We start from the raw sequence: 23,378 nt of genomic DNA, 5'->3' as shown, positions 1-23,378 counted from the left end.
CAATAGCGCTGCTTGGCGGTCATCGGCCCTCTTGCCCATTAAGGGAAGGGGCCGATTTCATTCCAGGACATCGCTCGGAGAGGAAGTGCTTAAGATGAAGGCGGTTGTAAAATCGCGATTGAACCGTTCCGATACGGTCTCGGGTTATCTATTTATTTTGCCATGGCTAGTTGGGTTTCTGCTGTTCTCGCTATTCCCGATATTGGCTTCGCTGTATTTGTCATTCACCGATTACGATATATTGTCCGCGCCGAAATGGATCGGGCTCGATAATTTCAAGCAATTGTTCGGAGACGATCCGCGTTATGCGAAGTCTATTGCAGTCACGTTAATGTACGTGCTGTTATCCGTTCCTATCCGCTTAGGCTTTGCGCTTGCCGTCGCGATTCTGCTGAATCAGAAGCTAGCGGGCTCGAGTTGGCTTCGCGCGATGTACTACTTGCCGACGCTTATGGGCGGCAGTGTGGCAATCATCGTTATGTGGGGGCAGCTGTTCGGAATTGAAGGGGCGTTTAACTCGGCCGTGGAGGCGATAACAGGCATAGATGTCGGCATCTCCTGGATCACGAACCCTTCGACGGCGCTGTATTCGATTATACTGCTTGCGACTTGGCAGTTCGGAGCTTCGATGCTTATTTTCTTGGCTGGTCTGAAGCAAGTTCCGGCAAGCCTGCTGGAAGCCGCCGAGGTAGACGGGGCGAACGCGGTCCAGCGTTTCTGGAAAATAAGTCTGCCGCTGCTGACGCCTGTCGTCTTCTTCAACCTCGTTATGGGCATTATCGGCGGCTTCAAAGTATTCTCGGAGGCGATGATACTGACAGGCGGCGGACCGCATGACCAGACGCTGTTCTACGTCATTTATTTGTACGAGAATTCATTCCGCTTCCTTCATATGGGCTATGGATCGGCGATGGCGTGGGTGATGCTGCTTACAGTCGCGGTGCTGACGGGTATTTTGTTCCGTTCGTCGCGATTCTGGGTCTACTATGAGCATCGGGAGGGGAATTCATGACCGTTCGTTACAAATGGCGGATCGGCTCGATCGCGCTCAGCGCGGGAGCTTGGTTATTCGCGCTTGCGATGATCTATCCGCTGTTATGGCTCGTCTCAAGCTCGTTCAAGCCGACAAGCGATATCTTCGTCCAAGCCCATAATCTCATACCGCATACGCTGCATGCAGACAACTATGCCCAAGGGCTGAAAGGCTTTGCGGACATTACGTTCGTTACTTTCTTCAAAAACTCAGCGATCGTCACTATTCTGTCTGTCATCGGAACAGTTGCATCGTCGGCGCTAGCCGCCTATGCGTTTGCAAGGATCCGCTTTCCGGGCGTCTCGTTATGGTTCGTATGCATGATGCTTACGATGATGCTGCCGGGCGAAGTGCTAATCATTCCGCAATATTTGCTCTTCAAGGAGCTGGATTGGATCGATACGCATCTGCCGCTGATCGTACCGTCTTTCGCCGGAGGCGCCTTCTTCATCTTCCTGATGATTCAATTCATGCGGGGCATTCCGCTGGACTTGGATGAATCGGCACGGATAGACGGCTGCGGAAGATTCGGCTTCTTCATCCGTATCATGCTTCCGCTTATCGTCCCGGCACTCGTCACGGCTGCTATTTTCAAGTTTTATTGGACGTGGGACGATTATTTCAGCCCGTTCCTGTACTTAAATTCGCAGAAGCTGGCGACGGTGGCGCTAGCAATCAAATCGATGTCGAACCCCACGATGGAAACCGATTGGGGAGCGGTGTTCGCGATGTCCGTCTTGTCGCTGATTCCGGTGCTTGCCATTTTCGTCGGTTTCCAGAAGTATATCGTCGAGGGCATCAGTACGACGGGACTCAAAGGTTAGAGCCGTTCGAGCACGCGCAAGAAGGACAGCCCATTAGGTCTATCTTAGACCTGATGGGCTGTTCTTTTTTTCTTGACGAAGTTAGGCGGGGCGGATTATGATATGAATCAGTAACATAAATAATAACAAGTTAATGTTTTTATTAACTTGTTTCATGCCGTTAAACGCCTGACATTTGAATTTTCATAATCGGAATAACATCTTTGTTAATTTGTAAGCGTTTAACTAGCAGAAAGGAGTGGATGTGTGAGCTGATTCGAATGAACAAAGGCGTCATACTAGCATTTCGCACACTATTAAGGGAGGCGAACGATAGAACGATGATGACAAGGAAAAACATGAGAAAAGGTGCTGTAAAGCTATTGATCGGATTTCTTGCGGTTGTTCTGATGCTGCCGACCGCTTTGATCGGCGCTTCGCCGTCTAGCGGGCTTGCAGGCAGCGAGCATCACTGGGCAGAGAAGGAGTTGACGGAGTGGCAGGAGAAGGGACTCATTCAAGGGTTTGGAGATGGCAGCCTCAAGCCGAATCAATCGATTACGAGAGCGGAATTCATAACGCTCGTTAATCGGGTCTTCGGTTTCACGGCTACGGGAAATGCTCCGTTCAAGGACGTAGCGGCGGATAGCAGCTACTACGGCGATATTCAAAAGGCGGTTGCCGCAGGATATATTCGAGGCTACGATGACGGTACGTTCCGCCCCGACATGACGATCAACCGCCAGGAAGCGGCGGTGATCCTTACGAACGTATTTTCCATTGCGCCTTCCGAGCAGCCGGTCGATAAGCTTACAGATATCGAGCAGCTTGCGAAATGGAGCAGGGGGAGCGTTCGAGCTTTAGTTGAGCAAGGTTTTGTAAGCGGTTACCCGGACAAAACGTTTAGGCCTGCAAGCCCGATTACGAGAGCTGAGGCGGTCAAGCTGATCGGCAGCCTATCCGGCGAGATTATAAATATAGCTGGTTCTTACAGCAATCTGACGACTCGCAACGCGGTTATAAGCAAAGCTGGCGTCGAACTTTCGGACAGTGTCATAGAAGGCGACCTGTTCGTGACCGCAGGTGTCGGCGAAGGCGACATTACGCTTAACAACGTAACGGTCAAAGGATCGCTTCGCATTTCGGGCGGCGGGCCGAACAGCATTCACGTTAACGACTCCGATATCGAAGCGATTATCGTGGACAAGAAGAACGGTACGGTTCGGATCGTTGTGAACGGTGCTACGAACGTTAAGCAAACCTTCGTCCTAAGCGGCGTGAAGCTGGAGAATGGCGATAACGTTACGGGCAACGGATATGAAAGAATTATTTTGGAGGAAGGTCTTACAGAGTATGCAGTCGTGGAATTGTCTGGCAGCTTCGGCGAAGTTGTCACTCGCTCGCTAACTGAGTCTGAGCTAAAGCTGCTGCAAGGCATCATTCGCAAGCTCGTCATCGAGCGCAAAATCAAGCTTCATGCCGAGCAAGGGACATCCATTCAGGATCTGCTTATCGATACGGATTCGATTATTACCATTACAGGCTTAGGTACCGTAACGGTGAATGGCGGGTCGAAGTCGAAGCCGATCTTCAAGGATCAGCAGTCCGAGACGCCGACCGACCTTCCGTCAACGCCTGGCGCATCCGCTCCAACGTTCGGGGAAGTATCCGTTCACGACCCATCGATCGTGAAGGCCGGCAACACGTATTATGTTTTCGGTTCTCATATTGAAGCGGCGAAGTCGACCGATCTTCAGCACTGGACGCGCTTTACGAACGGCTACGCGACGACGGGCAACGCCTTGTTCGGCGATCTCTCCGCCAATCTTGCGGAATCGTTCGACTGGGCGGGAGAGAACGACGCCGACAATCTGGGCGGCTTCTCCGTCTGGGCGCCGGATGTATTATGGAATGCCGACTATTTGAATGAAGACGGTTCGAAAGGCGCTTACTTGATGTACTACTCGGTATCGTCCACCTATATCCGCTCGGCTATCGGAATTGCGGCTTCTCAGAACATTGAAGGCCCATATGAATATGTCGATACGATTATTTATTCCGGCTTTACTCAAGAAGACGCTACTGACGAAGACAGTGTTATTAATAAAAAATGGACGAATACGAACATTCCGTCATTGATTGAGGACGGCGTGTTAACGGAGTCGACTGCGTGGTTTAACGGGGACGGCTCGTACAAAAACAGCATGTACCCGAACGCGATCGACGCGAACCTGTTCTACGACGCGGACGGCAAGCTTCATATGACGTACGGTTCTTGGTCGGGCGGCATCTTCCTGCTGGACATCGACAAGGCTACAGGCAGGCCGATCTATCCAGGCGAGGACGGAACGACGGAGGATGGCAGATTGATCGACCGCTACTTCGGAACGAAGATTGCGGGAGGATACGGCAAGTCTGGAGAAGGTCCTTACGTGCGCTACGACAAGGCGACCGGCTACTATTTCCTGAATGTGACCTATGGCTGGCTTGGAGCGGACGGTGCATACAATATGCGTCTATTCCGGGCAACGTCGCCTGAAGGTCCATACACGGATGCAATGAATCAGGATGCCGTACTGCCGAGCAATACGGACAATGATCCTTATGGCAACAAGCTCATCGGCAACTATTTGTTCGAACGCAAAGTAGGCGATCCAGGAACGGGAATCGGCACCGGTTATGTATCTTCGGGGCATAACTCGCTTTATTTCGATGAGAAGACGGGAAAAAAATTTATTGTGTTCCATACGCGCTTTCCGGGAACAGGCGAATTCCATGAGGTTCGCGTCCATCAATTGTTCATGAACGAGGATAACTGGCCGATCGTGGCGCCTTACCGTTATACGGGCGAGAAGCTGGGCAAAGTGAACGAGAAACAGATCGCAGGGGAATATCGATTCCTTAATCACGGCAAAACGAATGCGGTGCCGACGGTGAAGTCTATCCTCATTCGCTTAAACGAAGACAACACGATAAGCGGCGACGTGACTGGAAGCTGGCAATTGACGAGCGATTATTACGCGGAATTGACGATTGGCGGCACCGTCTACAAAGGTGTATATGCGAAGCTATGGGATACGGATTCGCAAAGTTATGTCATGACTTTCACGGCGATGTCCGGCGAAGGCGCATTGATCTGGGGCAGCAAGCTTCGTGACCGCACCGACAAGCAGCTTGTGAACGATGTGCTGAAGGGAATCCAGTTGGGTGATCTTACGAAAGTGGTCTCCGACTTAACGCTTCCGCTCGAAGGCGCACGCTATTCGCAGATTAGCTGGTCGACGAGTAATTCGTCAGTCGTAACCGAGCAAGGAGTTGTTACTCGTCCGGAAGCGGATGCGGGATCTGCGACGGCACAGCTTACCGCTACAGTTACGAAAGGCGACGAGACAGGGACGAGAGTATTTACAGTTAACGTGCTTCCTTCTCAGCTTTCCGAACTTGCAGCGCGTTACGAATTCGAAGACAATTTAACGGAATCGCTGGATGGCTTCGGTGCAGGTACGATTACTGGCAACAGGATCGATAATACAGGCGGCGCAATTACGTATGAAGCTGGAATGTACGGCGATGCGGCGGCATTCGACGGCAGTTCCGGCGTCAAGCTGCCTAACGGGCTCATCGCGAGCAACAGCTATTCCGTCTCGTTATGGTTGAGGCCAGAGACGTTAAATACGTATACGTCTGCGTTCTTCGGGGCAAGAGACGGCAACAACTGGATCAGTCTTCTGCCGCAAGGTCCCGTCGGCAATCAGACGATGTTATGGTCGGGCAGCACCGAATGGTACGACGTGACTGCCGGATTAACGATTAAGGCACAGCAGTGGTCGCATATTGCCTTCACGGTAGAGAGCGGCACCGCCAAGCTGTACGTGAACGGAATACTGAAATACAGCGGCACGGGTTTCCCCGATATTTTCACGGGCAATGACGGCTCGTTCAGCCTTGGGGTGAACTGGTGGGATACGCCGTATCGAGGTCTGATCGATGATCTTCGGATTTATGAAGGCATTTTAACGCAGCAAGAGGTTCATGAGCTGGTATTCGATTCTAGCGTTGTGGTCGAGAGCGTTCAGCTCGGCTTTACCGACAAAAAAGTATTCGCCCTAAATACGTATACGCCGTCTGGCGTATCGGTATCCCCGATAAACGCAGGCAATCAGCAGCTGCTGTGGAGCTCGGAGGATGACACCGTCGCAACGGTTGACGCTGACACAGGAACGGTAACGGCTGTTCAAGCCGGCTTCGTGGTCATTACGGCAACTGCGACAGACGGCAGCGGGGCATCCGCATCCTATACGTTGGAGGTTGTCGATGAAGCGATAGCCCATTACAGCTTCGAGGGCGATTTGACTGATGAACAAGGCGGCTCGTCAGGTACGATAACGGGCAATAAGGCGGACAATACGGGCGGAGCGATCACCTATGACGACGGCGTCTCCGGTCAAGCCGCAGTGTTCAACGGCAGCTCGGGCATACGTCTGCCGAACGGCCTCATTGCAAGCGACAGCTATACGGTTTCGATGTCCGTATATGTCCAGCAGGGAAGCCAGTATACGCCAGCATTTTTCGGGGCTCAGTCGGGCAACAGCTGGATCAGTCTCGTGCCGCGCGGTCCTGGCAGTTCGCAGCCGACGATGTTATGGTCCGGCACGTCATGGTACGACGCGAGCACGGGCATACAGATTCCGATCGGGGAATGGGCACATGTTGCGTTCACGGTTGAAGACGGACGCATTACGGTTTATGTAAACGGCGAAGCGAAATTCACGGGAACGGGCTTCCCTGATGTATTCACATCGAATGACGCGGTGTTCGCGCTAGGCGTCAATTATTGGGATACGCCGTTCACCGGCATGATCGACGAGCTTCTTATTTATAACGCGGCGTTATCAGCCGAGCAGATTGCGGAGCTGGGAGCAGCAGCGCCGTAATACAAATAAGCAACGCCCCGAATCGGATTCGGGGCGTTGTTTATTTGTTTGGTTTCGCTCGGAGCCTCGGTGCAAGATAAGGGACCGATGCCTTGTTGGTCGATGTGTTCCTTTTCGTTGCCCTCTTCCTTTTTGATCTCCTGCTGGCAAGTATTTGTACAGCGTCCTGGTTAGTCGTCTCTTCCTCTTCCTCAGTCGATTCTCCGGCGCCGGTAGTGGTGGTGGAGGTGTCGTTCACCCTCAGTATTTTCGAATTGCCAAAGATGATCTTGCCTTCATTCTTCACGATGACGACCTTCCCGATCCAGCAAAAAAACATAGAGAGCAGCATCCCTTCCTAAGGTTTGCCCTGCGCCAGTCAACCGCGCACAGCTCGTTCTCTCTCCATGCTATGTTCGGTCATCGGTGGCGGCGTTGGCGAATGAACGGGATACATACGCCCGATTTGAGCAACTAGCTCTAACTATCCGCGTTGAAGGCTGCGATATTCCGAAGGTGATTGCCCGACAATTTTTTTGAAGACGGCATTGAACGAGTCGATATCGCGATAGCCCACAAGCTCGGCGATGACGCTCACTTTATGCGACGATTCGCGAAGCAGCTCGCAGCTCTTATGGATGCGCGCATTTTGCAAATAAGAGCCAAACGACTGACCGGAATGCTTCGCGAATAATCGCTGCAAATGTCGGTTGCTCCATCTGGACATATGAGCCAAATCGGACAGCGTGATTGGTTCCGAAAGATGCTGCTCGATATACTGAATGACGCTCGTAAAATCCGTAGCATCGACCATCCTCTTATCCGCTTCTCCGTATTTCAGCCTATATACCGTAATGACCAATTGGCCGACAAGCGAGAGCAGCATCGTAGCCGATCCCACGCTTGGCACGGACATTTCTCTATACAGTCGCTGCATGATGCTTTCAGCCGATCCGTCACGATCGAACACTTTGAAGTAAGAGGAAGTGTTGATCTTTTCGTTGCTGCCGAGCGCTTCTAAATGTTCTAGAACAGGTCGATCCAGCAAAATAGGCGATAGTCGCCCGATCATGCGGGTATCGAATAAGCAATTGTAGACGATGAGCGGCTCGCTGGCCGAGTCGGGCGTGCTTGGACGAAACACATGCGAGACGCCGACAGGTATGACGTATAACATGCCTTTATGAACGGAGAAGGTCTCATTCTCGATATGATGATAGCCCCTGCCTTGAGCCACATAACAATATTCAATGAATTCATGCGAGTGAAACGGAACGTGGAAGTCCTCGGTCGCTCGATTAACGAACAGATGCAAATGGTTTTGCAAATAGTGCTCATTTTTGAAAAGCTCAGTCGTTCGGTTCATTTGCGCTCCCCCTCTTGCATAGATGGCGTAATCTCAGGGATATGATGTCTTCATTGGCGGGTGAATGCGAGACAACGATCCTTATAATTATAAATTGAAAGCGTATAAAAAATCTATGTGAGGGAGTCGTTCACATGTTCCAAATAACCAAACTTCGTTGTGAGTACAAAGAAAATCCAATCGGCATCGACTGGTCCGTTACTCCGCGTATTAGCTGGCAGCTGTTGTCCGACGAAAGAGATTGCGTGCAAGAAGCCTATCAGATTCAAGTAGCGGGAGGCAGCTCTTTCGATAACGTCTTATGGGATTCCGGCAAAATAAACTCGGCACAGTCCATCCATGTCGAGCTGAATCAATTGAAGTTAGAAGCGCGTAATCGGTACTATTACCGCGTTCAGGCATGGAATGCGAAGGGCAATGGAACGGATTGGTCGACTGCCGCCTTCTTCGAAACGGGGCTCGCGGATGCAAGCCAGTGGCAGGCGGAGTGGATTACCGCACCGCAGCAGCTAATGCCGCAGAACGACGACCGCTCGCCGCAGCTTCGCACGTTCTTCGAGGTGAACGGACGCATCGCAAGTGCGCGAATATACGTAACGGCGCTTGGTCTGTACGAGTTGGAGCTGAACGGCGAGCGCGTAGGCGATCATTATTTTACGCCGGGCTGGACCAGTTACTGGAATCGTCTGCAATATCAAACCTATGACGTGACCGGATTGCTGAAGGACGGGGAAAATGCGCTTGGCGCGTTGCTCGGCAGCGGCTGGTATAAGGGCTACCTTGGTTTTCGACAGCAGAAGAATATATACGGCCCGAACCGGGCGTTGCTGCTGGAGCTTCATATTCGATATGAAGACGGCTCGGAGCAGCATGTATTATCCAATGACAGCTGGCAGGCTGCGGAAAGCGCGATTCTAATGTCGGACATCTACATGGGCGAGCAATACGATGCGCGGCTGGAGCTCGATTGGACGAATCGTTCGCAGGACGGGTGGCAGCAAGCGGTGACCATTAACCATTCGAAGGACATCATCGTCGCGCAGGAAAATGTTCCGGTCACGAAGATTGAAAGGCTGAAGTCGATCGAGCTGCTCACGACGCCGAAGGGCGAGCTCGTTCTCGATATGGGACAAAATATGGTTGGCTGGCTGAGCTTCACGGTACAGGGAGAGGCAGGCCGAACAGTCGAGCTGGTGCATGCAGAGGTGCTCGATAGCGAAGGAAACTTCTACCGGGACAATATGCGTACGGCCGAGCAGCGTGTTCGCTATACGCTGAAGGGCGGAGAGAAAGAGACTTACGAGCCGCATTTCACTTTCCAAGGATTTAGATATGTGCTGCTGACGGGATTCGGCGACGATGTGCAAGCGGATGATTTTACAGGCGTTGTGCTGCATTCGGAAATGGAGCGTACGGGGGATTTTGAGTGCTCCGATCCATTGGTCAATCAATTGCATCACAATATTTTATGGGGGCAGAAAGGCAATTTCCTCGACGTGCCGACCGACTGTCCGCAGCGCGATGAGCGGCTTGGCTGGACTGGCGATGCGCAGATGTTCGTCCGTACGGCCTCGTATTTGATGAACACGGCGCCGTTCTTCACGAAGTGGCTGCGGGATTTGAAGGTGGATCAGACACCTGAGGGAGGCATTCCGTTCTTCATACCGGATCTGCAGCGGTCGTATACGGAAGATTCGCTCGAGAAGAACCATTCCTCTGCCGCTTGGGGAGACGCGGCGACGATCTGCCCGTGGACGATCTACGAGATGTACGGCGATACGAGACTTCTGGCCGACCAGTACGACAGCATGAAGAAGTGGATTTCCTATATGCATGAACAAGGCAGCAATCCGTACCTTTGGAATACAGGCTTCCACTTCGGCGATTGGCTGGGTCTCGATTCCAAGCCGGACAGCTATATCGGGGCAACGGACAGAGATTTGATAGCTACCGCTTTTTACGCCTACTCGACTGAGCTGACACGGAAGGCGGCAGAAGTGCTTGGCCATTCGGAGGATGCGGAATATTACCGCGATCTGCACGGGCGAGTAGTCGGCGCATTCCAAAGCGAATTCGTTACGCCGTCCGGCAGGCTGGCGGTATCGACGCAAACAGCGCAGGTGCTTGCTCTGAAGTTCGGACTTGTGGAAGGCGCAGCCAAGGAGCGCGCGGTGTTGAAGCTGAAGGAGCTGCTCGCCGAATCGGGCGATCACTTGACGACGGGCTTCGTCGGGACGCCATATCTCAATCCCGTTCTTACCGAGAACGGTCATAACGAGCTGGCGTATAAGCTGTTGTTCCAGCAAGATTACCCTTCTTGGCTGTATCAGGTGACGAAAGGCGCGACGACGATCTGGGAGCATTGGGACGGCATCAAGGAGGACGGCAGCTTCTGGAGCACGGACATGAACTCGTTCAACCATTACGCCTACGGCGCAATCGGCGAATGGTTGTACCGTTACGTCGCAGGGATCGGAACGGATGAAGCGTTGCCTGGCTTCAAGCGGGTTCATATCAAGCCGCAGCCTGGTGCGGGGCTGGACTTCGTGCGGGCGAGCGTGGAATCTATGTATGGCAATGTAGCATCTTCCTGGACACGGAAGGAGGACGGCGTGATGGAGGTGCAGGTCACTGTGCCGGCGAACACGACCGGTGTTGTCGTTCTGCCGGGGGCGAAGCTTCAAGGCTTGCAGGAAAACGGCGTGCCTGCTGAGCAGGCGGCTGGCATCCACCAAGTGTCGGCTGCCGAGGATGGCGCGGGTGTCCAGGTGGAGCTAGGCTCTGGCAGCTACAGCTTCACGTATCTTTCTTGAAGGGAAACCGACATGGACTGGAGACAGAGGATTTATGATACGGCGGCAGAGATTGCCGAATCGTTTGAGGCTGATCCAAGAGTTGTCTCCATTGCGATCGGAGGAAGCATCGGTAGACGGCAGGTATGGAAGCATTCCGACCTTGAGCTATGCTTAATCGTTGAGGAGCCGATCAGCGAGTTGTCAATTGGATTTCATACAGGCAAATGAGGCAACTTTGGAGGAAATGAGCAAAATGGGGGAATTAGGCTGTATGATTTCCACTCAAAGGTACTTGTTCTGTCTGCTGCAGGCTATTTGGCTGGAGGATTTCCACTCAACATAGTGACAACGATCGGATGAAGGGTTGTCCTAAAGCGGCAAGTCACGTTGCCGAAGAAGTAGATGCCTGCGTTGAACGCGAAGAGTCCTACAGCAGCAGGATGATCGAAGATAGCAGCGGACGCCGCTGCCAGCAGCGATTCGCTTATTTTGCCAACCATATCGAGTCCGAACAAAAATAAGAAGAATGAAGCACCTCACTTAACAGTGAGGTAAAACTCACTATAATCATCGGATCAGATGCCATACACACAAAATAGTGAGGCAATTCTCATCTGCCGTGAACCTAGATTCACGAGCAGTGAGTTTTGCCTCACTATTTGTTTGTTATACCGTATATTGGAGCTGAAATAGTGAGTTCAACTCACTATTACTGATATTTGCCTCATACAAAAGGCGAATATGGAGCCGCTCGTCAGATCGTTAGTTCGCTTTCGTCTGCAGACGGATCACGTTCCAAGAAGCTTTCGCAAGCTGCGCTTTCACTCGTCCGTTGTCGATGGAGGAGCTGCCGCCGCTGCGAGGGGCGACATTGTTCGGGTTCTCTTTCGTATTTACGGCCATAAGGTCGTTGCTCTCCAGCACGATATGCTCGATCAAGCTGACTGGGCCGAAGCTGCGGAGGTCGACGTCCAGCTCCATGTTCTCGCCAAGATGGCGGTTAACGGCGAAGATCGTCACTTCTCCAGTCTCCTCATTGTGCACGCTGATCGCTTCCAGGTAAGGAACATCCGTGTAATCCTTGGAATCATACTTCGGCGAAGAGGTAATGGCATGCAGGACGGTTCCTCTGCCGTAAACCGAAGCATGAAGGAACGGATAATAAGTCGTTTGCAGCCAGAGAGGTCCGCCGTTCTCGGTCGTAATTGGCGCGATGACATTAATCAGTTGAGCAATACATGCCATTTTTACGCGATCCGCGTGCTTCATGAGCGTTATCAGATAGCAGCCAACCGCGAGTGCATCCGCATGTGTGTATACGTCCTCGAATTCCGGCGGTGCTACTTGCCACCGCTCATCCGCGCGGCTTGATCCAATCGTGTTCCAAACGTTCCACTCATCCAGCGAGAGCATGATCTTCTTCTTGCTCCGCTTCTTCGCTTTCACGTAATCGCAGATCGATGCTACGCTGTCGATGAATGCGTCAAAGTTCAGCGAGCTGGCAAGGAAGTTGGCCGTATCGCCCGCATTGTTGTTGTAGTAAGCATGCAGAGACAGATAGTCGACGGTATCATAAGTCAGATCAAGCACAGTCGCTTCCCAGTCGGCGAACGTACTCATGCCGCTGGATGAACTGCCGCAAGCGACCAGCTCGATCGAAGGATCGACCCAGCGCATTGCTTTGCCGGTTTCATTGGCTAGACGGCCGTATTCAACGGCTGTTTTGGCGCCAATCTGCCAAGGGCCGTCCATTTCGTTGCCCAGACACCATGTTTTGAACTTGTGGGGATCCTTGTAGCCATGTGAGATACGAAGGTCGCTCCAGTACGAACCGGAAGGATGATTGCAATATTCGACGAGGTTTCTTGCCGCATCGATACCGCGCGTGCCGAGATTGACGGCCATCATGACCTCCGAGCCGACCAGCTTAGCCCAATCGGCGAATTCATTCGTACCGACCTCGTTCGTCTCCGTCGTCCACCAAGCAAGGTCTAGCAGCCGCTTCCGTTCGGACTTCGGACCGACGCCGTCTTCCCAGTTATAGCCTGATACGAAATTGCCGCCCGGGTAACGAATGATCGGAACTTGCAGAGCGCGAATGGCTTCGATTGCATCGCGGCGGAAACCGTTCTCGTCAGCTGTCGGATGCCCCGGCTCGTAGATGCCGCCGTACACAGCGCGTCCTAGATGCTCGATGAATGATCCGTAGAGTCTTGGATCCACGGGCGATATAGCAAAATCTTTATCGATTAGCATAGTTGATTTCAGGGACATAATCATGCATCCTCCTAAATATTGAATAAAGTAAAATACGAATCCTAAAAGATTGAATTAACAATTAATATGTATCATAATGAATTAAATGTTTCAATACGATTCGTTAGGATTAACTAAATTGCGTATTCTAAAGGGGCGATAAAATCCATGTATCTGTCGACAAACGCCGCTTCGCTTCAGGTGTATGAAGCGTTGGCAAGTGAGGTCAGACTGCATATAATCGATAAGCTGTTCATAAGGGAAATGCATATTAAGGAGCTGGCGTCCGAGCTATATCTAAGCAATGCGATTGTGAGCAGCCATGTGAGCAAGCTGGAGAAGGCGGGAATCGTCGGCAGCAAAATGAGGCGGGTAGGCGGGGGGACGTATAAGTATTGCTTCGTGAATACGGCTTTCATGCAAATACAGCTCACTCCTGCCAAACAAGCCTCGGGCGGCTATGAGGAAGTGTCCGTTCCCGTCGGCCATTATACCGATTACGAGGCATGGCCGACCTGCGGTATCGCAACAACAGAGAGAATGATCGGCCAATACGATAACCCGGCTTACTTCATGGATCCCGAACGGGTTAACGCGGGCATTCTATGGTTTGCGCGCGGATTCGTTGAGTATAAAATACCTAACTATCTGTTCAAGGATCAGATGCTGAGAGAGATCGAGATTTCGATGGAAATCGGCTCTGAGGCTCCACATATTAACGAGCATTGGCCATCGGAGATTAGATTCTCGCTTAATGGCCAGCCAATTGGAGCATGGACAAGCCCGGGCGACTTCGGTGAAACGAGAGGAAGACTCAGCCCGAGATGGTGGCATTCGGACGTCAATCAATACGGACTGATGAAAGTATTGCGCATTAATGAGAGCGGCACGTTTATTGACGGATTGCGGATTTCAGACACCTGCATCGGGCAGCTGCAACTGGATGCCAGCCACTGGACGTTTCGACTAAGCGCGCAGGATTCCCAGCGCGGACGCGGCGGACTAACGATTTATGGCAAGGGCTTCGGCAATTATGATCAGGATATCGTCGTAAAAAGCTATTACGAATGAAGCGAGAACACCTACTCTCTATGAACCTTGAAAAGATGCATGTAAATACTATAGTTAATTTTTCGCTATAATTAGAGAGATGTTAAAACTATTTGTTAAAGCCCTAACGATTTGTTCGTCCGTTATGGAGGCGATGAATTTGGCATAAGGCGCTGAACACGGCAAAAAGAAACGGGCGAAACGGCATCACTCGCAGTCGGATTGGCGAGCAGGTCGCGGTTCATGGCTGAGCATGATCAGCTTCGATACGAATGAGAGATTACAGGGTTGTTCCATGAGGTACTCATGGAGCAGCCCTTTTTTTTTTCGGAGCAGAAGCCAGCCATCGTCGAAAATTACAATAAATATCGCCGAATTGTTATATTCCCGTTTTTTTGAGGCGCTTACAATTAACTTATGAAAGCGGTACAACGTGCAAGGCGAAGCGGTCTTCATGGCCGCCTTCCAGTACCCGAACTGCATCTTAGGGATTGTAAGAAAGGAATGTTTTGCTGTGGATAATTATAGTACTGCCAGTGTTGAAAGCGTCACCAAAATAGTAAAACGAAAGGACCCGAAATGGGGGCACACATGGAGAGAGTATAAGAAAAGCAAATATTTGTTTTTTATGCTTATCCCGGTCATCCTCTGGTACGGGGTCTTCCATTACGGCCCTTTATACGGCATATTGTTAGCTTTCAAGGACTTCAGTCCACGGCTCGGGATCATCGGCAGCCCGTGGGTCGGTCTGGATCATTTCAAATTTCTGTTCTTCCAATCGCCCGACTTCATGCGCATATTCCGAAATACGCTGCTGATTAGCTTCTACAACATCATCTTCGGTTTTCCTGCGCCGATCATACTCGCGTTATTGTTGAATGAGCTGCGCTTCAAAATGTTCAAGCGGATCGCCCAGTCGATCTCGTACATTCCCCACTTCTTCTCGTGGGTCGTTCTCTCCGGAATTATCATCGTCATGCTGTCGCCATCGGAAGGGCCAATCAACTTTCTGATGAAGATGGTAGGTCTTGAGCCGATTTATTTTCTGGCCGATACGAACTACTTCCGCGCTACGCTCGTAGCGACGAACATATGGAAGGAGATCGGATGGGGGACGATTATTTATTTGGCCGCGCTGTCCGGCATCGATCCTACGTTGTACGAAGCTGCTGTTATCGATGGCGCTAACCGCCGAAAGCAAATATGGTACATTACGATACCTTCGCTGCTTCCGGTCATTACCATTATGTTCATTCTGTCGCTCGGCGGCATCCTGAACGCGGGCTTCGATCAAATATTCAACCTTTACAACCCGGCCGTCTATGAGGTCGCCGACGTTATCGACACCTACGTGTATCGAGCAGGTATCCTGGGAGCTCAGTTCGGGCTTACGACCGCGGTTGGATTATTCAAAAATGTCATCGGCATTATGCTGGTGCTGTCAACGAATTACGTCGTGAAGAAATTGGGACAAGAAGGCGTCCTGTAGCCAGGCGCATGGAAGGAGAAACCAACATTGAAACCAACTGTAGGCGAAAATATTTTTCAAACCGTGCTCGTCATTTTCTTTCTGGTGTTATGCGCCGTTACGATCTATCCGTTCCTTCATCTTACTTCCATCTCCTTGAGCTCGCCGGCGGAAGCCAGCCGGTTCGGCTTCCATCTCTATCCGAAGGATATTGACCTGACCGCTTGGAATCAGGTGATGTCGCAGAAGAAGATTTGGATAGGCTTCGGTAACTCCGTCTTCCGGACGGTGGTCGGAACGATACTAACCTTGATCGTAATGTCGCTCTGCGCTTATCCGTTATCGCGTACATATTTGCCGCACCGCAGCTTCTATACGATGATCATCCTCTTCACGATGTTTTTCGGCGGCGGCATTGTGCCGACGTACCTGCTGATGAAGTGGCTCGGTCTGATGGACTCGCTGTGGGTGTACATTTTGCCAGGACTCGTTCCTACATTCTCAATGCTTGTCCTGCGCAACTTCTTCATGTCGATACCAGCTGAGCTTGAGGAATCGGCCAAGATTGACGGCGCTAATGATATCCGCATCTTATTCGGCATCGTGCTGCCGCTTTCGAAGCCGGTGCTCGCAACGCTGGCGTTATGGACGGCCGTCGGTCACTGGAATGCCTGGTTCGACGCTGTGCTGTACATTTCCGATCAAGGCAAGCAAGTCCTGCAGTTTTTCTTAAGGGAAATCGTCATCACGAACTCCGACGCGGAGACGCTTGGCCGATCCGCGATCGCGAACACGAGATACGAATCCTCTATTAAGGCGGCCACCGTTATGTTCGCCGTGCTGCCAATCTTGGTCGTCTATCCGTTCCTGCAAAAATATTTCGTCAAAGGAACGATGATCGGCTCGCTGAAAGGTTGATTCGGTTTACTCGGGGGCACTCGCTGTCCCCGTTTAAATAAATGAGTTGCTTAAACATAAAAAGGGAGGAAGTAAAAGAAATGAAACAAGGCTTGAAGCTAGGCATCGCAATCATGCTATCGTTCTCGCTGCTTGCGGCAGGATGCTCGTCCAATGGAAATGGCGGCAATAATAACGGCAGCGCTCCGTCGAATGCAGGCGGGGAGACTAACGCTCCGAAGGAAGAAGCGCCTGTTGAAATTACGTTCGCTGGATCGACGTGGGACGTGCCGACGGAAGACGGCAACTACGTTCAGAAATATCTCGAAGAGAAATACAACGTGAAGATTATCAACATGCGCGTTACGGACGAGAACTTGAAGCTGAAGATTGCAGCTAACGAGGTGCCTGATATTTTCCCGCAATCGCCGACTGAGACCGACATGGTCAACTGGGCTAGACAAGGCGTTATTGCAAGCATTTCCGTCGATGAAATCAAGCAATACATGCCTACTTACATAGCGGACGTGGAGTCCGTGGAGCCGAAAGCATGGGACGTAGGTCTCGTCGACGGCAAAAACTACGGCATTCCGCGGGTTTGGCTTAACGGCTCGACAGGGTTCATTCCGCTCTATAACAAAGCATGGCTGACTAAGATCGGCTACAGCGAGGCGCCGAAGACGATCGAAGAGTTCGAAGACGTGCTGACCAAGTTCCGCAACGACGATCCGGACGGCAACGGGCAGAAGGATACGTACGGCATGAGCGGTCGCGGCAAAAACGCCAGAAACCAGCTGTTCAACCCGATCTATGCGGCATTCGGCGTCAATCCTTACGTGTTCTCTGCTGCAAGCGACGGCACGATTACTTGGGGCGGCATCTCCGATCAAGCGCTCGAAGCGACGAAGCTGCTTAACAAATGGTACAATGCCGACTTGATCGATCCTGAATTCATGACGGACGACAATAGCCTTATGGGCCAGAAGTTCAATAGCCAAAAAATCGGCATCAACGATACGAACATGTACCACCATCTGTTTGGACAATTGCAAACGTTCAAAGACAACGGCATCGAACCGGCTTACGGCAAAGGCTTGATCGGCCCGGCTGGCAAATCGATGGGGCTATCGAACGGCGCTTTGCAAACGCCGCTTCTGCTCGGCGCGCAAGTAGAGAAGGATGAGAAGAAACGAATCAAAATCCTGCAAATTCTTGAAGAGATCGCAATGAACGACGAGACGTACTTAGCTACTGCATTCGGCGAGGAAGGCGTCTCCTATGAAATGAAGGACGGCGTTCCCGCTTTGATCGAGCCTTACCTGTCGGATAACAACAAGCGTTACGAGATGGGCATCGGCGGCTTCTATAACCCGCTTATCGAGAGAGCCGTGACGACTTGGAAGTTCCATATGCCGCAGGAGAAGCTTGATTTCAAAGCACTGTTGACCCAAGGCTTCGAATTGATCTCCGACGTGCTTGGACCGACGGTGCTTGAGAGCAAAGGCAAGTACAACGCCAACTTGTCGGCGCTGCAGGACGAATTCTACACGAAGGCGATTATCGCCAAAAACGCAGCCGACGTGGAGAAGCTGTTCGCGGATTTCAAAGCGCAATGGCTGAAAGCCGGCGGCCAAGAAATTCTCGACGAGGCGACGAAAGTGTATCAAGAGCGCCGTGCGGCAAGCAATTAATTTCTAAACGATAGGGTGAAAAGCTCATTCTTCCGCAATCGCGGAAGGGTGAGCTTCTTCTCGGTATTGCATGGACGAATTCAATGATGGCGCATAGATGATGCTTTATTTTTCTGTTATTCTATTAATAGAAATTGCAAGCGTTATCATGAATGCAGCAGGGTTGAAGGTGGTAGTGGTAGCCTATGAGATTGTTAATAGCGGATGACGATGATTATACAAGAGAAGGGCTCAAGGAAAGCATCGACTGGGAGCAATACGGCATTCATGACGTGCTGCTCGCGGGAGACGGCGCGGAAGCGCTGCGGATGTGCACGGTTCATCGGCCGGATATCGTGCTGACCGACATTCGGATGCCGAAGCTGAACGGTATCGAGTTCGCCGAGAAGCTGTCCCTGAAGTCACCGGGCAGCATATTGATTTTTATGAGCGGTTACATGGATGTCGAATATTTGCGCAGCGCCATCAAACTGTCGGCTGTGGAATATATTGAGAAGCCTATTAAGCTGGCAGACGTGGAGCAAGCCATACTGAAGTCCGTTCGTGCACTGGAGGAGAAGCAGGCGCAGAGCTCCGTTTACAAGCAGAAGAACGAGTTGGTGAGACAGAAGCTGGCGGGCTTACTGCGCGACCAGCATGCGGACTTGGAGGAACTGCTAAGGCTTTGCCAAGAGACGGGTTTTCCCCCCTATAAACGATATGTTAGCTTCATTGTCGAAGCGCCTAATGCGGATTTGACATCTATAATAGGAGATTGGCGCGGCTACGGCATTGAAGTGATCGGCGAGCAGTTGGATCGCAAGCTTTGCTTTATCATCGTGGCTTGTCAAAACGATGAATATAAACAGCTCTATTCCATAATTAATAGATGGCTTAGCAAGAACGGGGCATGTACGGTGGCCATTGGCGAGGAAGCAAGCGGAATGAATGCCATACCGGGCAGCTTCCGGACTGCGCGCAGGGCGCTAGACCGTTCCTTCTATGAGCCGGATGTGCGCTGCCTGCGCAGCAATACGGTAGAAGATACAGGAGGAAATGAATGGTATAACGGTGCGCTACCGGCTTTCTATAAATTAAGCAAGGACAATCCGGAAGGCTTAAGCGAATGGTTGGCAGAGCTGTTCGCATCGATGCGAAGGAAGCGATACCCGGCCAAGGATAAAGCGGTTTCGCTTCTGGATACGATGGCCCATTCGCTGCTTGGCGACAACCGCAAGTTGGTCGAGACGTTAGCGAACGAGCATGGCTTCGCGGAAGCCGGACACTATTTGAAGAAATGCGAGACGCTTGATAACGCCGAATTATTCATGCATGCCGTTCTATCGGTATGGATGGAGGAGAAGCGGCAATCGTCGGGGTATTCACGGCTTGTGCGGGAAGTAATGAGTTATGTTGCCGCTAATTATCGCAGCATCGATCTCGATCTTACGATGATCGCCGGCCATATGCATTTGTCGACAAGTTATTTAGGCAAGCTGTTCAAAGAAGAGACGGGCACTTCGATCAAGCAATACATTAGCGATTATCGAATCGATCTGGCGAAGAAGCTGGTGGAGAACGAGCAATACAAGATGCATACGATCGCCGAGCTATGCGGCTTCGCCAGCGCCAGCTACTTCGTCAAGGTTTTCAAGGCCGCTACCGATCTGTCTCCGATGCAGTACCGGAAGAAGAGCTGACCGATGAAGCTGATCGATTATTTGAACGATATGTCGCTGCGGAAGAAGATAATGATCTTGTTCGCCATCGTCGGCATCGTGCCGCTTATCGTTACGTTCTTCATCTCTTATGGCGAGATACGCAAGCTGGCCGTTGATGGGCAAAGCTACGCAGAGAATCAGAATTACGAGCAGATGCTCGTTACGCTATCCAAAAAGTTTTATCATTTGGAAGAGCTGACGTCGATGATTATCGTCAACAAAGATTTGAACGCGATATTGTCCAAAAAACCATCCGAGATGAAGATACCTGAACAGTTGACTGTCTTCAACAACGTTGTTGCCTATTCGCAGATCATGGAGAGCAATTCCGAGTTCGACCGCATTGTTTATTACATCAATGACGATTTCATTCTGACCGGTGAAGATACGTTGTTTCGCAGGTTAGGAGATGTAAGCGAGATGCCCTGGGTGAAGAGCGTATATGCAAATAACGGCAGGTCGGCATGGGTTGTTCGCGAAGAGCCGGAGAGCGTTCCGAGCAAATATTTGGCGCTTGGCCGCTTGCTTTGGAATCCGGCGAATCTAAGCGAGCCGGTCGGTATCGTCACGCTGAATATCGATACGAATCAAATCAGGCAAAGCTTAACGAAGTCGAATCCGCGGCAATTGGTCTATCTCGCGACGGCGGATGGAGATTTGATTGCCAGCACCGGTGAAGCCGAATACGAGGAGATGCATCTGCCGGAGCCGATAGACAGCGGCGGAGCATTCAAGGGCGTGTCGCTTGCAAGCGGCACTTATTTGGCGCGCGGGCAGAAGATCGGCAACACGAATCTGTATCTCGTTACCGTCCTATCGAACGAGGCGGCGACTGAAGCGATTCACAACATCCGGACGCAGGTGCTGTCTACGTACGCCATTATTACATTGATTATATTGATCGTTATTTTTCCGGTGGCGAAGTCGATTACGCGCAGAATATTGCTGCTCATGAACAGGATGAGCCAGGTTCGCCAGGGCAGGCTGAACGAGCTTGACATTTCGCCGAGCAAGGACGAGGTTGGACAGCTAATTTCCAGCTATAACTATATGATAGGCAGCTTGCAGGAGCTTCTTGCGGAGCAATTCAAGCTGGGACAAGAGAAGAACGAAGCGGAGCTTAAGGCGCTGCAGTCCCAGATCAATCCGCATTTTCTATATAATACGCTCGATATGCTGAACTGGATGGCGCAGAAGGGCGAGCGCGAAAATATTCAGCAAGTCGTCTACGCGCTATCAGGCTATTATCGACTTATTCTCAACAAAGGGGAGGATTTCGTCACGGTAAGGGACGAGGTTCGCCTCAGCGCCATTTATATGGATATTCAGATGAAACGTTTCAGAAACCGGATCCAGATAGATTTCGATGTCGCGGAAGAAGCAATGGACTGTCTTATTCCGAAAATAACGCTGCAGCCGCTCGTCGAGAATGCGATCATTCACGGCATCTCCGAGAAAGAGGACGGAACGGGCGTCATTCGAATTACGGGCGCTATCGTGAATGGCCGCCTACTGGTAGAAGTGAAGGACGACGGCGTCGGCTATCGGCGTGAGGATCAGCCGCAACGCAAGCACAAAGGCAGCGGCTACGGCGTCCATAATATCGAGAAGAGGCTGGAGCTGTATTTCGGCCAGCCCGCGACTTTGCGGTTCAGCAGTATCGCTGAAGGCGGGACATGCGTCACGATCGACGTTCCTGCCGTGAGAAGCGGACCGGAATAACGAAAGGAGGGAATCGAATGGGAATTGCCGAATTGCGAAAAATTGGGCTGTCGCTGCTAGTCATCGGTATTGCCATTGTCATGTCCGCGTGCTCGGACCGGAAGCCGGATGCTGCGTCCGAGCAGCGTAGCGAGGCTGGGGAAGTGATACAGACAGACGTTGTGGAGCTTAAGGCGGTTACGATGGGCACAGAGCCTGCCAGCGGCATGGACAGCTTCTACAAGCAGCTCGACGCCATGACGATCGATGATCTCGGCATCACCGTTCGGTTCGTCTTCATTCCTTGGGGCGAGGAGAAGAACGAGATCGGCAGGGCCATTGCGACGAAGGAATACGATCTCTACGTCGGGGGCTTCTGGACTGACTTCAAGCAATACGCGAAGCGGAACGCCTTCGTCGATCTCGCGCCGATGCTGAACGAGGTGCCGGCGCTCGCGGAGCATTACGGCGACGTGTTGGAGCGAGCGATGCTGGATGGTAAGTTATACGGTATTCCATCCTTTGGCAAGCCGGGTGCCGGATATCAAGGCGTGCTCTACCGCGAGGATTTGCGTCAGCAATGGGGGCTTCCGGTCATGGATAGCTTCGAGGCGCTGGAACAATATTTATACAAAGCGAAGGAGCAATACCTGGGCACGCCGATGATCAACGACAAAAGGTACGGTGATCTGCTATGGCAAATGCTGGCAGGGGGCGACTACTACACGATCGTAAACGATTATGCGGTAGCGCCGGTGAAAGATCCCTACAAGGTCATGAGCAAGTATGACACGCCGGAATACGAGCAGATCGTACGCAAAGCGAAGCAATGGTACGAAGACGGCGTTGTCGACCGGGATATCCTTGCTTCCCAAGGCAACGAGACGAGCAAGACGTTCGAGCTCATGAAGGCCGACAGGAAGCCGCTTGAATTCAGCAACCATTTCGGCGCGGTATCCGGCAACTATATCGACGTATTGAAAGCGAGGTATCCTGAGCAGCAGTTCGGCTGGTTGGACATTGGGTTCGACTTATACCCGGAGACGGTCTTCCTGCCGAAGGTATCGGTCGATTCGTCGAGCATGATCTCGATCGGCTCGAACTCGTCCTATCCGCAATTGGCGCTGAAGTTTCTGGAGAAGGCGCATACCGATCAGTCGTATTACGATCTGCTCATGTACGGCGTTGAAGGCGAGAACTACAAGCTGGACAACGGAAGGGTATCCTATGAGGGAATACCGGAGCAGAACCGTAAGCCGGGATGGACGGGACTGACGGACGGCTATATGTCTTATCCGTCCAAAGCGCCTGGTGAATGGCAGTCTATCATCGACAAGCTGACGGTAACGGAAGGGCCGAAGCTCGCGGAAGCGAACGGCATCGATCCGTATGAAGGCTTCATCTTCGATACGTCCGTTGTTTCGGAAGAGCTGGAGCGATTGGAGAAGATCAGGCAAGCTTACGTGCAGCCGCTTTCCGTCGGCGTAAGTGTCGATATCGACAGCGAGCTTGCCGAGATGAGGAGTGAGCTGAAGGATGCAGGTATGACGGAGTATCTGAACGCGCTGCAATCGCAGCTCTACTCGTACGCCGCGTCGAGGTCGGCAAGGCGATAAGCCGGTCATAAAACGCATAACCCTTTGGGGCAATACTGAGATGGAGTTGTTTCATCATGATGAAATAAGGGCTGCACAGGCAAGTCGAA

16 protein-coding genes are annotated in these 23,378 nt (G+C 51.7%); 14 read left to right on the top strand and 2 right to left on the bottom strand.

Annotation, left to right across the window (positions count from 1 at the left end; translation table 11 throughout):
- Positions 1-94: 94 nt before the first annotated feature.
- The 4 genes from AC1DF0_RS00150 (at position 95) to AC1DF0_RS00135 (ending at position 7,111) form a co-directional block, all read left to right on the top strand.
- The gene (locus AC1DF0_RS00150) at positions 95-1,012 is read left to right on the top strand and encodes a carbohydrate ABC transporter permease (protein ID WP_477572666.1); all 918 of its coding nucleotides are present in this window, start codon (positions 95-97) and stop codon (positions 1,010-1,012) included.
- Positions 1,009-1,857 (top strand): carbohydrate ABC transporter permease, encoded by an 849-nt coding sequence (locus tag AC1DF0_RS00145; protein ID WP_477572665.1) that lies wholly within the window; start codon positions 1,009-1,011, stop codon positions 1,855-1,857. Before AC1DF0_RS00150 ends, AC1DF0_RS00145 begins: the two co-directional genes overlap by 4 nt.
- 320 nt (positions 1,858-2,177) lie before the next feature.
- Positions 2,178-6,770 (top strand): LamG-like jellyroll fold domain-containing protein, encoded by a 4,593-nt coding sequence (locus AC1DF0_RS00140; protein WP_477572664.1) that lies wholly within the window; start codon positions 2,178-2,180, stop codon positions 6,768-6,770.
- Positions 6,771-6,862: 92 nt separating this feature from the next.
- A complete protein-coding gene (locus AC1DF0_RS00135; RefSeq protein WP_442050922.1) occupies positions 6,863-7,111 on the top strand; it encodes a hypothetical protein in 249 nt (82 codons plus the stop codon).
- A 122-nt stretch (positions 7,112-7,233) separates the two neighbouring features.
- Here the strand turns inward: AC1DF0_RS00135 and AC1DF0_RS00130 are convergent, their stop codons facing one another.
- Entirely contained in the window at positions 7,234-8,115 is an 882-nt protein-coding gene (locus tag AC1DF0_RS00130; RefSeq protein WP_477572663.1) for a helix-turn-helix domain-containing protein, read from the bottom strand.
- A 134-nt stretch (positions 8,116-8,249) separates the two neighbouring features.
- Between AC1DF0_RS00130 and AC1DF0_RS00125 the strand changes: the two genes are divergently transcribed.
- From AC1DF0_RS00125 to AC1DF0_RS00115, 3 genes are all read left to right on the top strand, one after another.
- On the top strand, positions 8,250-10,928 hold the full coding sequence (locus AC1DF0_RS00125; protein WP_477572662.1) for a family 78 glycoside hydrolase catalytic domain: 2,679 nt from the start codon (positions 8,250-8,252) through the stop codon (positions 10,926-10,928).
- A 12-nt stretch (positions 10,929-10,940) separates the two neighbouring features.
- Entirely contained in the window at positions 10,941-11,138 is a 198-nt protein-coding gene (locus AC1DF0_RS00120; protein WP_442050925.1) for a hypothetical protein, read from the top strand.
- Between the two features lie 128 nt (positions 11,139-11,266).
- A complete protein-coding gene (locus AC1DF0_RS00115; RefSeq protein WP_442050926.1) occupies positions 11,267-11,431 on the top strand; it encodes a hypothetical protein in 165 nt (54 codons plus the stop codon).
- Positions 11,432-11,672: 241 nt separating this feature from the next.
- On the opposite strand, the gene arfA is transcribed toward AC1DF0_RS00115, so the two are convergent.
- Positions 11,673-13,184 carry an arabinosylfuranosidase ArfA gene (gene arfA, locus AC1DF0_RS00110; protein WP_477572661.1) on the bottom strand — a complete coding sequence of 504 codons (1,512 nt, stop codon included), beginning with the start codon at positions 13,182-13,184 and terminating at the stop codon, positions 11,673-11,675.
- 150 nt (positions 13,185-13,334) lie between these two features.
- Here arfA and AC1DF0_RS00105 point away from each other — a divergent pair, with 150 nt between their 5' ends.
- The 7 genes from AC1DF0_RS00105 (at position 13,335) to AC1DF0_RS00075 (ending at position 23,289) form a co-directional block, all read left to right on the top strand.
- Positions 13,335-14,237 carry an ArsR/SmtB family transcription factor gene (locus tag AC1DF0_RS00105; protein WP_477572660.1) on the top strand — a complete coding sequence of 301 codons (903 nt, stop codon included), beginning with the start codon at positions 13,335-13,337 and terminating at the stop codon, positions 14,235-14,237.
- 493 nt (positions 14,238-14,730) lie between these two features.
- Positions 14,731-15,705 (top strand): ABC transporter permease, encoded by a 975-nt coding sequence (locus tag AC1DF0_RS00100; protein ID WP_477572659.1) that lies wholly within the window; start codon positions 14,731-14,733, stop codon positions 15,703-15,705.
- 27 nt (positions 15,706-15,732) lie between these two features.
- Complete coding sequence (locus AC1DF0_RS00095; RefSeq protein WP_477572658.1) at positions 15,733-16,602, top strand: carbohydrate ABC transporter permease; 870 nt, start codon at positions 15,733-15,735, stop codon at positions 16,600-16,602.
- An 80-nt stretch (positions 16,603-16,682) separates the two neighbouring features.
- On the top strand, positions 16,683-18,272 hold the full coding sequence (locus tag AC1DF0_RS00090; RefSeq protein WP_477572657.1) for an extracellular solute-binding protein: 1,590 nt from the start codon (positions 16,683-16,685) through the stop codon (positions 18,270-18,272).
- Positions 18,273-18,457: 185 nt separating this feature from the next.
- Positions 18,458-19,951, top strand: a complete 1,494-nt coding sequence (locus AC1DF0_RS00085) for a response regulator (protein ID WP_477572656.1) — start codon at positions 18,458-18,460, stop codon at positions 19,949-19,951.
- Between the two features lie 3 nt (positions 19,952-19,954).
- Positions 19,955-21,694, top strand: a complete 1,740-nt coding sequence (locus AC1DF0_RS00080) for a sensor histidine kinase (protein WP_477572655.1) — start codon at positions 19,955-19,957, stop codon at positions 21,692-21,694.
- Positions 21,695-21,711: 17 nt separating this feature from the next.
- Positions 21,712-23,289 carry an extracellular solute-binding protein gene (locus tag AC1DF0_RS00075; RefSeq protein WP_477572654.1) on the top strand — a complete coding sequence of 526 codons (1,578 nt, stop codon included), beginning with the start codon at positions 21,712-21,714 and terminating at the stop codon, positions 23,287-23,289.
- Positions 23,290-23,378 lie beyond the last annotated feature (89 nt).

The organism is Paenibacillus sp. 05T425, from assembly GCF_056396205.1.
This window is presented reverse-complemented; position numbering and strand designations above follow the sequence as displayed.